The 12,928-nt window shown below is 51.3% G+C and carries 11 protein-coding genes and 1 pseudogene; 9 read left to right on the forward strand and 3 right to left on the reverse strand.

All coding sequences use genetic code 11. The annotated features are described in order from the left end of the window. The 9 genes and pseudogenes from ABJQ89_RS09775 to ABJQ89_RS09815 form a co-directional block, all read left to right on the forward strand. On the forward strand, window positions 1-650 hold a 650-nt coding region (locus ABJQ89_RS09775; RefSeq protein WP_348496056.1), incomplete at its 5' end, for a carbohydrate ABC transporter permease. 3 nt (window positions 651-653) lie between these two features. Further along, window positions 654-1,790, forward strand: coding sequence for a Tm-1-like ATP-binding domain-containing protein (locus ABJQ89_RS09780; RefSeq protein WP_348496057.1), 1,137 nt, complete (start codon window positions 654-656; stop codon window positions 1,788-1,790). Between the two features lie 11 nt (window positions 1,791-1,801). Beyond that, window positions 1,802-2,452 carry a class II aldolase/adducin family protein gene (locus ABJQ89_RS09785; RefSeq protein WP_348496058.1) on the forward strand — a complete coding sequence of 217 codons (651 nt, stop codon included), beginning with the start codon at window positions 1,802-1,804 and terminating at the stop codon, window positions 2,450-2,452. A 4-nt stretch (window positions 2,453-2,456) separates the two neighbouring features. Beyond that, on the forward strand, window positions 2,457-3,389 hold the full coding sequence (locus ABJQ89_RS09790; RefSeq protein ID WP_348496059.1) for a transaldolase: 933 nt from the start codon (window positions 2,457-2,459) through the stop codon (window positions 3,387-3,389). A 275-nt stretch (window positions 3,390-3,664) separates the two neighbouring features. Continuing rightward, window positions 3,665-5,200: a cryptochrome/photolyase family protein gene (locus ABJQ89_RS09795; RefSeq protein ID WP_348496060.1), complete on the forward strand. Its 1,536-nt coding sequence runs from the start codon at window positions 3,665-3,667 to the stop codon at window positions 5,198-5,200. Continuing rightward, window positions 5,187-5,251 (forward strand): annotated as a pseudogene (locus ABJQ89_RS09800) (DUF2256 domain-containing protein); the annotation flags it as partial. The gene ABJQ89_RS09795 and the pseudogene ABJQ89_RS09800, both read left to right, overlap by 14 nt. A 94-nt stretch (window positions 5,252-5,345) precedes the next feature. Next, on the forward strand, window positions 5,346-6,587 hold the full coding sequence (locus ABJQ89_RS09805) for an FAD-binding domain-containing protein (protein WP_348496066.1): 1,242 nt from the start codon (window positions 5,346-5,348) through the stop codon (window positions 6,585-6,587). A gap of 35 nt (window positions 6,588-6,622) precedes the next feature. Continuing rightward, complete coding sequence (locus tag ABJQ89_RS09810) at window positions 6,623-6,838, forward strand: DUF2805 domain-containing protein (RefSeq protein ID WP_348496061.1); 216 nt, start codon at window positions 6,623-6,625, stop codon at window positions 6,836-6,838. An 11-nt stretch (window positions 6,839-6,849) separates the two neighbouring features. Further along, window positions 6,850-8,385 carry an FAD-binding domain-containing protein gene (locus ABJQ89_RS09815; RefSeq protein ID WP_348496062.1) on the forward strand — a complete coding sequence of 512 codons (1,536 nt, stop codon included), beginning with the start codon at window positions 6,850-6,852 and terminating at the stop codon, window positions 8,383-8,385. A gap of 41 nt (window positions 8,386-8,426) precedes the next feature. Here ABJQ89_RS09815 and ABJQ89_RS09820 read toward each other — a convergent pair whose 3' ends face one another. From ABJQ89_RS09820 to ABJQ89_RS09830, 3 genes are all read right to left on the reverse strand, one after another. Further along, entirely contained in the window at window positions 8,427-9,389 is a 963-nt protein-coding gene (locus ABJQ89_RS09820) for a UDP-glucuronic acid decarboxylase family protein (protein WP_348496063.1), read from the reverse strand. A 20-nt stretch (window positions 9,390-9,409) separates the two neighbouring features. Then, window positions 9,410-11,170, reverse strand: a complete 1,761-nt coding sequence (locus tag ABJQ89_RS09825) for a class I SAM-dependent methyltransferase (RefSeq protein ID WP_348496064.1) — start codon at window positions 11,168-11,170, stop codon at window positions 9,410-9,412. Between the two features lie 22 nt (window positions 11,171-11,192). After that, window positions 11,193-12,928: glycosyltransferase family 4 protein (locus ABJQ89_RS09830; RefSeq protein ID WP_348496065.1), on the reverse strand; the 1,736-nt coding region annotated here is incomplete at its 5' end.

A 12,928-nucleotide genomic window follows, 5' to 3' on the forward strand; every position in this document is an offset into this window, starting at 1 on the left:
TGACCTTGGTTATCGGCTGTATGGCCGCTTATGCACTGGTACGGTTCCGTTTCTTCGGGCGTGACACCGCATCACTGACGACATTGCTGGTACGCATGGTGCCGCCAGCTGTTCTGTTAGTTCCTGTTTTCGGCCTTTGGAACAACGAATTTTGCTTGGACCGCGACGGCCTAGTTGGAGGCTATATCCGCGAAACATTTGGCGGGCGCGGTGATGTTTGTCTTGCGGGCACCCACTCCGGTATCATTCTGATCTATGTTGCGATGAACTTGCCCTTCGTGATCTGGATTTTGCAAAGCTTCATCGTCCAGGTTCCAAAATCGCTTGAAGAAGCGGCGCGCGTTGATGGCGCTGGTCCGTTCCAAGTCTTTTTCATGGTGGTGCTTCCCCTGATCAAACCGGGTCTTGCCGCCGCTGCGATCTTTACCTTCCGCATCGCTTGGAACGAATACCTCTTGGCTTCGGCGCTTTCGGATCGTGACACACAGACAGTTCCGATCTTGATCGTGAACAACATGTCGGAATTCAATGTCGAATGGGGGGTCATCATGGCCACGGGTATGTTGCTCGCCATTCCGCCAATCATCTTTACTCTATTTGCCAGCCGCCAAATCATCACCGGCATGACAGCTGGCGCTGTAAAAGGGTAATCGATGCCAAAGGTAATTGTTCTTGCGACTGTCGCCACCAAATCGGAGGAAGCTGACTTTCTTGTCGCGCGTCTTGCGGATGCAGGCGTTCATGCACAGATCATCGATATCTCGCTCCAAGCCAATGGCGCCGTTCTCGGCGGTACCGACAAACGTATCGCGATGGAGCGCGCTGCGAAAACTGCCCTGATCCAAGTACAAACCGCCTGCGCGAAATCTGCCGAAGTCGTTGTCGCCATTGGCGGTGGTACGGGCGGTGAAATTGCTTTGCAGGTTTTGCGTGAATTGCCGATCACCTTTCCAAAAGTGATGGTCACGACATTGCCCTTCGATCCACGCGTGGCCGTAGCTGACAATTCGATCATCTTGGTGCCAACGCTCGCAGATGTGTCTGGCCTGAACGGTATGCTACGCGACGTTTTGGAAAACGCCGCTCTGATGACCGCCGGTCTTTGCCAAAAATCCCGCAAGGGCGAGCTAACCGACATTAAGCAATCTGTAGGTATTACCGGTCTAGGAGCGACTGAGGGCGCGATCAAACCACTGCTCAAGGTTTTTGCTGAGCAAGGTCGTGAAGCAACGGTGTTTCACGCCAATGGCTACGGCGGCGCAGCTTTTGCGAGGTTTGCAGACAAAAACGCATTTGATGCAATCATTGACCTTACCCCACACGAGTTGACGCGCATTCATCTTGCTGGCGTACACGCGACCATGCCCAACCGATTTTCTGCTGGCGGTGACCTTCCCCGAGTTGTGCTGCCAGGGGCATTGAATTTCATCGGGCTTGGTCAAAAGTCGTTGGTGCAATCCCATTACCTTGAACGTGCGCATTATGAACATTCGGGCTTATTTACCCATGTAAAACTGAACGCGGATGAAATGCGGCACGTCAGCAAGCAATTGGCGACCCACCTCAATACGTTGAGCGGCCCTTGCGCCGTTATTGTACCCATGGGTGGATTTTCACATCAGGACTGCAAAGGCGGTCCGATTGAAGATGCGAATTTGCGCAACGTTTGCTTGGAAACCCTGCAATCCAACTTGCGCGAAACGATCTCCATCACATCGATAGATGCCCATATTTTCGACCCGCTCATTACGGGCGAAATCATGAGCAAACTGGCAGAACTCTCTGCTTGAAAGGACCCAAAATGCACGATCTGAACGAAAAGAAAGACGCACTCATTGCGACTGCGAAACGCTGTTTTGATTTGCGCCTGCAAACTAATGCTGGCGGCAACCTGTCGGTTCGATTGGACAGCGCAGATGCAATTGTGATCAAACCGTCTGGCATCGGGTTCAATGAATGCACGCCGGACAATCTACAGGTGGTGCACTTAGATGGCACGATAGAACCGTCGCCCCATAAACCCTCTAAAGATCTGGATTTTCATCTCGACCTTTATCGCATTCGCCCAGATATCAACGCGGTGGTGCACTGCCACAGCCCTTGGGCAACGGGCTATGCGAGCGCTGGCATCGAAATTCCCTGCCTTACTGTGCAAACAATCGAAAAGATTGGCCGTATGCCCTTGATCCCTCTATCGCCCCAAGGCGGTCCGCAAACTGACAAGGAAATCAGCCCCTTCTTTGTGGATCAAAAAATCGTTGCCGCTGTCTTGGCAAACCACGGCACGATTGGTGTTGGCAATAACCTTATGAAGGCGCAGTATCTGGCGGAAATCATCGAAGAAACAGCGCATATTGCATTCGTGCGGGACACAGTCATGGCCGCTCATGGCAAGACGGCTGCAGACTTACCCCAATATGGCACAGCCGCTGATGCGCGTGCGGCAGGATAAACACATGACAAACGTTCTGGAAAAGCTCCGCTCCATGACCACTGTGGTGGCCGACACGGGAGACCTTGATGCCGTAAGGCGACTAAAACCTATCGATTGCACCACAAACCCCTCTCTTTGTTTAAAGGCATTTGACGACCCCGCTTCCCGCAGCTTGTTGAACGCTGAAATTAGCAAGGGCGAAGCCGCGGGGCATAGCCCAGCAGAAATTGCCAACGATTTACCCGTCGCGCTGGGAGCGGAATTGTCAAAGCTGGTGCCGGGGCGCGTGTCTACTGAAGTTGATGCCCGCCTGTCCTATGACACCCAAGCCTCGGTCGCGCGCGCGCATCAAATCATTGACGCCTATGCCCAGCGCGGAATTGATAAAGGACGGATCCTGATCAAACTGGCTGCTACATGGGAAGGCATTCAAGCCGCTCAAATTTTGCAGAAAGAAGGGGTCGACTGTAATCTAACACTGATCTTTTGTTTGGCGCAGGCTATCGCCTGTGCGGACGCTGGTGCACATCTCATTTCGCCGTTTGTTGGCCGGATCACAGATTGGCACAAGGCCGCGAACAACGTGAGCGACTTCACCCCGGAGAATGACCCCGGCGTTGCTTCGGTCCGCGAGATATTCAACTATTACAAGGCCCATGGGATCAACACGATCATCATGGGGGCGTCGTTCCGCAATACCGGTCAAATCAAAGCTTTGGCTGGATGTGACAATCTCACGATCTCGCCTGAGCTGCTCACGGAACTTGCCGCTGACAACAGTAACCTATCCTGCGCACTGGACGCGTCAGCAGTACCTAAAACGCCTTTGCTCAGCATGCCGGAGCAGGCATTTCGTTGGAATGTTGCACAGGACCGCATGGCGCACGACTTGCTCGCTGACGGAATTAGAAAATTCCATGCCGATTATGTTAAAATAGTCCGAAGACTGACTTAACTCGGTTTTTTCTGTTTCGAAGCACTCTCAACTTTGAAAGAGCCAACGGCGAATTCATTTGGCTCTTTCAAGATATTTGATCGCGCGTTTCGCTACCTATCCTCCCTTGAACATATCCGGACACTCCGTTTGCGACGAAATGTAAAATTGAGGACCTGAACCATTGATTCCGATGTGGTTTGAACCACCTCCTACCCAATGAGAAATTCCAACCCCACAATTCTTGCAGCGCAGTCAGATGCACTCGCATTTAGCACTAACAAAGGTGGCCACCCGTGAAGTTGCGCCTGATACTAGGGGATCAACTGAGCCCGACCCTCAGTAGCCTTGCTGATGTTGATGCGAACGATGACATCATCTTGATGTGCGAAGTGCGCGAAGAAGCGACTTATGTGAAGCATCACAAAAAGAAGATCGCTTTTGTCTTTTCAGCGATGCGCCACTTTGCCAGCACGCTGAGCGAACAAGGTTTGAAGGTTACTTACGTTAAATACGATGACCCTCAAAACGCTGGCAGCCTTTTAGGGGAAGTTAAACGTGCACTGGCGTTGCACGATGTCGCCGAAGTGATCGTAACAAGCCCGGGCGAATTTCGCCTACAAGAGGATATGTCCTGCTGGGCCGTAAAGCTGGGACTACCTGTCACAATCAGAGAAGATGACAGGTTTCTATGTAGCGCCGAAGAGTTTGCGGCTTGGGCGAAAGGGCGCAAACAATTGAGAATGGAATACTTCTATCGCGAAATGCGTCGCAAGTATTCGATCTTGATGAACCATGGCGAGCCGGTTGGTGGACAGTGGAATTACGACGCTGAAAACCGAAAACCGCCCGCGTCAGGTCTGGATATCCCCGATACGTTTCGAGCTAAGCCCGACGCCATCACCAATGATGTGATGGAACTCGTCGCCACTCATTTTCCAGACCATTTTGGCGACCTTTCACCATTTCACTATGCGGTCACGCGCGATCAGGCCTTGGTGGCGCTCAACCAATTCATTGAAAAACGCTTAACCCATTTTGGTGACTACCAAGACGCTATGATCCAATATGAACCATGGATGTATCACAGCCATATTGCCCTTTATCTCAATTGCGGTTTGCTTACCCCGCTGGAGTGTATTGAACGCGCCGAGAACGCTTATCACAAAGGGTTAGCGCCACTGAATGCTGTCGAAGGCTTCATCCGCCAAATCCTTGGATGGCGTGAGTATGTTCGCGGCATCTACTGGCTCAAAATGCCAGAGTATAAATCTGAGAATTTTCTGAGCGCCCAGCGCGCCCTACCTGATTTCTACTGGACCGCAGACACGCAGATGAATTGTCTTCGGCAATGTGTCTCTGAAACCAAACAAAACGCGTATGCCCACCACATCCAAAGGCTGATGGTGCTTGGGAACTTTGCATTGCTCGCGGGTATCGATCCAGATGCTGTGAATGATTGGTACATGCTGGTTTATGCTGACGCTTATGAATGGGTAGAGTTACCCAATGTGAGCGGCATGGTCCTTTTCGCTGATGGCGGCCAGTTGGCGTCAAAGCCCTATGCCGCGAGTGGTGCCTATATCAACAAAATGTCTAATTACTGCGGCGGCTGTAAGTACAAGGTGTCTGCAAAAAACGGCCCCACGGCTTGCCCGTTCAACTACCTCTACTGGGACTTCATCGCCCGCAATGAGGGTAAACTCAGGGGCAATCCGCGGATGGGGTTCATGTACAAAACGCTCGATCGAATGGGTGAAGAGAAACGCGAGGCGATCAAGGATGACACGCGCCGTTTCTTCAATGCGTTAGAGCAAAATGAAAAAGTCTGATCTACCCACGAAAACATGCGCGACATGCGCACGTCCCTTTGCGTGGCGCAAGAAATGGGCCACAGTTTGGGATGATGTCCGATATTGCTCTGAACGGTGCAGGAGATCACGAAACTTGGGATCATCTATGCGTGAGAGAAAAAATATGCAGGTCCCTCCGCCAACTTTCCCACCTGCCGAAGGCGTCATCTTCAACCCAACACGGCAAGCGGGTCTTGCGCGACTGAGCGCCTTCGCACCGCAGACAGGCCAGCATTATGCGTCGCAACGCAACTATGACTTCGGCCCTGAAAACCGCAGCACGGTCTCTGTTTTGTCCCCCTGGATCAAGCATCGCTTGATCACAGAGGAAGAGGTGCTGACACAAACCTTGGCGCACCACAGCCTTTCGAGCTCTATGAAGTTCGTCCAAGAAGTCTTTTGGCGCGGTTACTTCAAAGGATGGTTAGAGCAGCACCCAAGTGTTTGGCTCACCTATCAACGTGGTGTCACCGCAGGTTTTGCACAGCTCGGCCAGAACGAAGCCCTTAAGAGAGACTACACCGAAGCAATCGATGGCCGTACCGGGATCGCATGCTTTGATGCTTGGTGCGGTGAGCTGAAGTCGACGGGTTATTTGCACAACCATTCGCGCATGTGGTTCGCTTCGATCTGGATCTTTACGCTTCGACTGCCTTGGGAGCTTGGTGCGCATTTTTTCATGTGTCACCTGATCGACAGGGACGCTGCCGCGAACACGTTAAGTTGGCGCTGGGTTGGTGGGCTGCATACCAAAGGTAAGATTTATTTGGCCGATCCCGCCAATATTGCCGAATGCACAGGCGGCAGGTTTGAACCGATTGGACAACTGGCACAAACGGCAAACCCCTTGGAGGAAGAAGTAGAACACCCATTGGTGCCGCTACCCACCCCAACGCAGATACCTGAATTTGAGTATCTGCACTTAATCACTCCAGAAGACTGCCAAGCAGATAAGTGGATTTCTGGTAATTCTGTGGGCGCTCTGGGTCTTATGCCCAGCCCTGACGCCAACCAAAGCGCGCAGATCCATGCCTTCCAACACAGTGCAGTTAAAGATGCTGTTGCGCGGTGCTCACGCGACGCTGCAATCGCGAAAGTTTCAAAGACTTGGGCAGATGATATGATCCACGCCGCCGAGAGTGCGGGCATACGGCACATCGTGACGTCCCGAGCGGCTATCGGGCCAATCGCAACCGAATTAAGCCGTGCTGAGGATACGCTTCGTGCTGCGGGTATTAAGCTTTACCAAGTTCAGCGCAGGTATGATCGCACCGTTTGGCCCCATGCGAGCAAGGGTTTCTTCAAGCTAAAGAAGCAAATTCCTAAAATGCTTTCAGAACTCGAAATAGCACAACCGCACAGCTGACTTGCTTTCGACCAACATCCCGCTACCTGATGGGGATGAGCGCAAAAACAGACCTGAAACCGGAACATGTTAGTGACATCATTCAGATGGCACTGTCAGATCATATCAGCTTCAACGATATCCAAGCCCAATATGGGATTCCTGAAAAGCGGGTTAAAGCCTTAATGCGCGACACCTTAAAAACACGTAGCTACAAAGCATGGCGTAAACGCGTGCGCGCCTTTGGCGATCGCAGAGAAACCTACAAATAGCTGCTCAGATTATGACCCAAGCACCGCGCATAGTTTGGTTCAAACGCGACCTGAGAATTAGCGATCACGTTCCGCTATCTCTCGCAGCGGCGCCAGACGTGCCCATCATTCCGCTCTACATTGTCGAACCCGAATATTGGCAACAACCTTTCGCCTCTCGCCGTCATTGGCACTTTATCCATGATTGTTTGCGCGATCTTGATATCGAATTGGCAGGTCTAGGGCAGCGGTTAATCGTGAAGGTTGGTGACGCAAACAAGGTCATCAAACATCTCTGCCAGAGCCATAACGTGCAAGAAATCTATGCGCATGAGGAGACTGGCAACCTTTGGACCTATAAGCGCGACATCGATGTGCAAAACCTTTGTTCAGAAATGAGGGTCAAACTGCACGAGTTGCCGTCAAATGGCGTAGTGCGCCGATTGCGCAGTCGCGACGAGTGGTCAAACATCAGAAACACCCGCATGGCTGAACCAATTCAGCCCGCGCCCAAGACAATTACGCCATTCGCGCCCTGCACTACGGATGCTCTACCGTCCAAAAATGATCCAATGTTTGGCGATGCCCGAATTGGCGACGTGCAAACTGGCGGAAGGCAACAAGCGATCACCGACCTGCGCAGTTTCCTGAATATTCGCGCCCGTAGTTATCTCTATAACATTTCAGCTCCCGGTAACTCCGAAGTGCATTGCTCGCGCCTTTCGGCCCACCTCGCATGGGGCAGCCTTTCTGTTAAAGAAGTATCCCAATCCATTGCCAAGCGCCGCGCACAACTGTCTTTGGATGAAAAGAAGAGCTTTGGGCGAAACTTAAGTGCATTCGGGTCGCGTTTGGCGTGGCGATGCCATTTCGTGCAAAAGATCGAAGATCAGCCAGAAATTGAAACCCATTGCATGCATCCTGCCTTTGAGGGACTGCGTATAAAGGATCACAATGAGGCGCATTTCCAAGCATGGGCAAACGGGCAGACTGGCTATCCGTTTATCGACGCCTGCATGCGCAATCTCACAGCGCAGGGGTGGATCACCTTCCGAATGCGCGCCATGCTAGTCAGCTTTGCGAGCTATCAGCTTTGGCTTGATTGGCGGCGAACAGGACATCATCTGGCAGGCTTGTTCACAGACTATGAACCCGGAATTCATTACAGTCAGCTACAGATGCAATCTGGTGTTACGGGTATCAACGCGATGCGCGTCTATAATCCGATCAAACAGTCAACGGAACATGACCCATCAGGGAGCTTCATTCGCAAATGGGTTCCTGAACTTAGGCCTCTTTCTGATGAGTTCATTCACGAACCATGGAAGTTCAAAAAGACCTTGATTGATCATTGTGATTTCGAGTTGGGACGTGACTACCCACACCCCATTATTGACCATGCCGAGGCCGCAAAAAAGGCAAAGGACAGAATAATAGCGATACGTCGCGGCGTAGGTTTTCATACAACTGCAAATGCGGTCTTCGTCAAACTTGGAAGTCGTAAGCGGCCATCAACACGCAAGAAGAAAACCAATGCCTCGCCTACCGATCAACTATCGTTGTTCTGACAAAAGAGGCAGGGTGCCTTAAACGGTTTTGTGAGGCGGGCCTAGAGTTCTGCGAGCAATTTACGGAAATAGCTGATCGTTTCAGGAAGGCCGTCGTTCAATTCGATCTTAGGATTCCAGTTCAGTTCCTGCTGCGCCAATGTGATGTCAGGGCGACGTTGGCGTGGATCATCTGCTGGAAGATCAGAAAACACCAGCTGCGCTTTTGAGTCTGTCAGTTTCAATACAGCCTCTGCAAGCTCGCGGATCGTAAACTCGACAGGGTTCCCTAAATTGATAGGACCCGTAACAGTCTGATCCGTTTCCATAAGACGTATCAATCCGTCTACGAGGTCGTCCACATAACAGAACGAGCGGGTTTGCTGCCCATCCCCAAAAATTGTGATGGGGTCGCCCCCCAGCGCTTGAACGACAAAATTCGAGACAACCCTGCCATCGGCCTCGTGCATCCGTGGCCCGTAGGTATTGAAGATACGGGCAACTTTTATTTCGAGCCCTATCTGGCGGTGATAATCAAAGAACAAGGTTTCCGCGCAACGCTTACCTTCATCATAGCAAGAGCGAGGACCTAGCGGATTTACGTTCCCCCAATACGTTTCCGTTTGAGGGTGAACCAGCGGGTCTCCGTAGACCTCAGAGGTAGACGCTTGCAGCACTTTACACTTCAGACGTTTGGCGAGACCAAGCATGTTAATCGCGCCAAGTACTGAGGTTTTGGTCGTTTGAACCGGATCATGTTGATAGTGCACGGGAGACGCTGGGCAGGCCAAGTTATAAATTTCGTCGACCTCAATATACAGAGGAAAGGTCACGTCGTGCCGCATGAATTCAAAAAGAGGATTGCTGTGTAAATGATAAATGTTGCGTTTGTTCCCTGTGAACAGGTTATCCACACATAGAACTTCGTGGCCTTGGGCCAAAAGCCGGTCACAGAGATGGGAGCCTAAAAACCCAGCGCCCCCGGTCACAAGAATTCGTTTACGACTATCGTAAGTTCGCGTCATTTTAATGTTTCCTTGGATTGCTACGCGCGAGCGAGCACACAGGTTTGAAAATTGTGATGTTTGGGAATGATGTCTTCGATCTGTAAGAAACGACCCCAAGACGATTTAATATGATCAGTGCTGTGAAACGCTAAAGAGCGATACGGACCAGTTTCCGTCCAGCGGTAGGTTTGAACATCCCGTGTCATGGGATGCATCAGATCTTCCTTTAGATTTGGGTAACGCGCAATTTTTCCAGATATATGAGAGTTGGGATCTGAAGCCCCTTTACCCCAAGCCTCCCATGTTGGTTCCGTATGCACCGTCAAATATGCCAGTCCACCTGGCCGTAACACACGGCGGATTTCAGAAAGAAAGGCGCTTTCGAATGTGTCGAGGTGCGTAAAAACAGAAAATGCAGTCACAACATCAAAGTAATTGTCTTCAAATGGCATGCTCGGGAGCGCGGGCACAAAAACAGGCCGCACATTAGATGGCATATATTCAGTGAGCCAACGAATATGGCGTCCATTAACGTCCGAACCCCAGATTTCAGGCGTTTCACGTTGGCAGGCAAAATGCCGAAGAAAGCGTCCGCTTGCGCAACCAATATCTAGGATACGGTTGACCTCAACTTTCTTCGCATCGGCGGCGGAAAGGACTTTGTGGTAATCGCTCAAACCTGAAAGCCAATACTCCTCATCCATCCCAAGATTATAGTTCTCTCTGTCACGTGCTTGGGGAATGGGAAGGGTGTCCTTCGCGATCAAATCCGAGAGAGGGAGTGATCTAATATTCTGCGGTGCAGTTCCGTTCGGAATGGCCTTAAAAGCGCTAACATCCCATTCTGAAATCGCTGGGAGATTTTCAAAAGACGCGGCGTCGAGAGCGTTGACAGAGATGTCGTCTTCCCAGCGTTCTGGACGTTGCTCTGCATCGACTTGGGAGACCAAAGCCGCCTCTTGGACGACCGAGGGCGGCTGCTTTACTGCTTTTGCTTCCTGCTGCAGATCAGTCGGACGCGACAGATCGGTCATCGCGTCCAACCGCCCCGTTTCTCGCGCAGCGACAATACCAACCCGCGCCATCGGCTGGCCTTTACCCGTTTGCGGAGGATTGGACAGCCACATATATGTTTTGGCTTCAGGAAACCCGAGCCAACTTAAAATGTCTTTCAGGACCTGTGGACCACTAGGCAACCAGCTCAACCCATGAACACCGGACATCAGCTGCTCCACGCCTTCGCGTTTGTAGTGAAGCGCTGGGGCCTCAGGCACGCCATCCACGTAGAGACTGCAGCTTGTGTTCAAGAAAAGGAGCTCTTTGGTGCGATCCGCTGCATATTTCAAACCAGTGACCGGATCGGGCAAATGGTAAAATATTCCAGAAAACCAAGTGACGTCGAACTCCTGTTCACCAGCGCCGATCTGCATCAAATCTGCGACCTCGAACGTCATCTCGGTGCTGTCCGCTTCACGGTGTTTGGCAATGAATTTAGCTTGGTCGATCCAATGCTCACGAACATCAAAACCATAGGTTCTGCTCGCACCAGCATCCTTCGCAGCAAAGGAATATCCACCGCAATTACAGGCGCAATCCAGGAAACTACGACCCTCCATCCCGTTGGGCAGCAGGCGGCGCGTAGCGAAGTTGAACACGCGATGTGGATCAAGTGCCGAAACCACCTCGGTCGTCGAATCCGTATTCTTCTTAGCTTCAGTGAAAATACCGTTTTGTAGCTGAATGCGATGATGCCACGGCGCCATGTTTTGAATTTGTTCAAGAAGGTCGTTTTCTTTCATCGCTTTTCTTCTTTCTTACAATTCAATGTGCGAACGCCGCTTTAGGATCCCAAAAAGAAATGAAATCCTTGGCTACGGGGTTCATTCGAGTAAGTGCCTCGACGGTTCCTTCGTCAGATAGTGTAAGATCTTTGAGGTATGGAAGTGCCTGATAGAGCATGTCCAAACCGATCTTTGTGTCTGTTTCCACGGCCTGCAAGGGGTAGGCCAAAGGTCGTATTTGCTTAGGCGAAACGAAACGCAAGGTATTCAGCAGCGTCACTGTCTTTGGTCTAGGCTTCACAAGCAGTTGCGACACGAGAGTCGCGCGGGAAGCGATGTTGTTCTCGTCAGGCTGGTGATGCCGAACACGATGCCCCATCTGCCTGAGTTGTGCAGCAACGGCCTCTGCTTCGTTTTCAAATCGCCCACCTATCAATGCGACATCTAAAGATGCCTGATCACTCGTAATTACGCCTTGCTCGAACAGCTCTAAATCCTCAAGAGAGGCGTTCATAACCACCAAATGATCAGGCGAGACAGGCGGCGCGAGCTCGGGCCACCCGCTCTCAGGGGCCTGCGCGTTTTCCTGCATAAGCTCGTAGAGATCTTTTTGATAACTGAAGTAGTCCCAATCTTTTTTGATTTTCTCAATCGCATTGAACGACTGCGTCTGACCCAGTTCTGGGTTTTCTACATATGACAAAATGGTTCGCGCCATCGCTGCAAGATCGTACATGTCAACAATCTGACCGCAATCATCACCAATAAGCTCTGGCGCTCCGCCACCATTTTCGAAGGCAACCACGGGCAAACCGCAAGCCAAGGCTTCGTGAATGACACATGGGAAAGGATCTGCACGCGCTGTCAGAAGGAACAAGTCACCACCTAAGAAAACCTGCTCAATCTCAGAGGTGGACGGCATGAAACGTACCTTTGCCTCCAGACCATTAATCTTGATCGCTTCTTTCGGGTATCCAAAAGAGGGATCAGGTTGCCCATACCATAGGAAATAGAGCGGCTTATCCTTTGGAACCTGTTCCAAACAAATCTTCGCCGTATCAACAAAGAGATCGCCCCCTTTGCGAACATCCATTGTGCCAACGTTCAGAACGACAAACGCGTCTTCCTCAATCCCCAAGCTTTCGCGCAACAAACGCCGGCACCGCGTGCGATCCAGAGTGCCAAACTCATCAGTCAAAAGACCTTGTCCGCGCACCCATGCCTTTGACATATCCATGTCCGAAAACAGGGATGCCGCCTTCTTTACGAACTGCGAGGGGAAAACGACCTTTTCGGAAACTTCACCAAATTGAGTAAACTTCTCTGGTGGATAGTAGGCTGCTACCTCATGAATGAGCGAGATAACGGGGATTCCTTGGCGCTGAAGGCCTTGTGCGATACGCAAAGATTCCGCCGAGTTTACGAGCGCACAAACGGGACGGTTATTTTTAAAAACTCCCTCTTCGTTAAAAAGCCTCGATATTTCAGACAAAGCCTCTTCGTCTGAAAATCCGGCATTATAACGCGGTTTAGACATTACGTGGGTATGCGAAAGCGCCTCGAACTCATTGAGCCGCTCGCCGCCAGTATCCAGAATTGAAAAGCACTCGAAATCACCGCTCTGACTAAACATCTCGAGCAAACGCAAGATAATCGCCGGAGCCCCCGTTCGCGAGGCGTCATGGCTTACAAAAATCAGACGTGGCTTATATTGCAGACCAGACTCGAGATAAGCATCAAAAGGCGCGTTCTCATAATGTGATGATTGATCAAGGG

It is taken from the genome of Planktotalea sp. (assembly GCF_039984035.1).
In the GTDB taxonomy this organism is placed as follows: domain Bacteria; phylum Pseudomonadota; class Alphaproteobacteria; order Rhodobacterales; family Rhodobacteraceae; genus Planktotalea.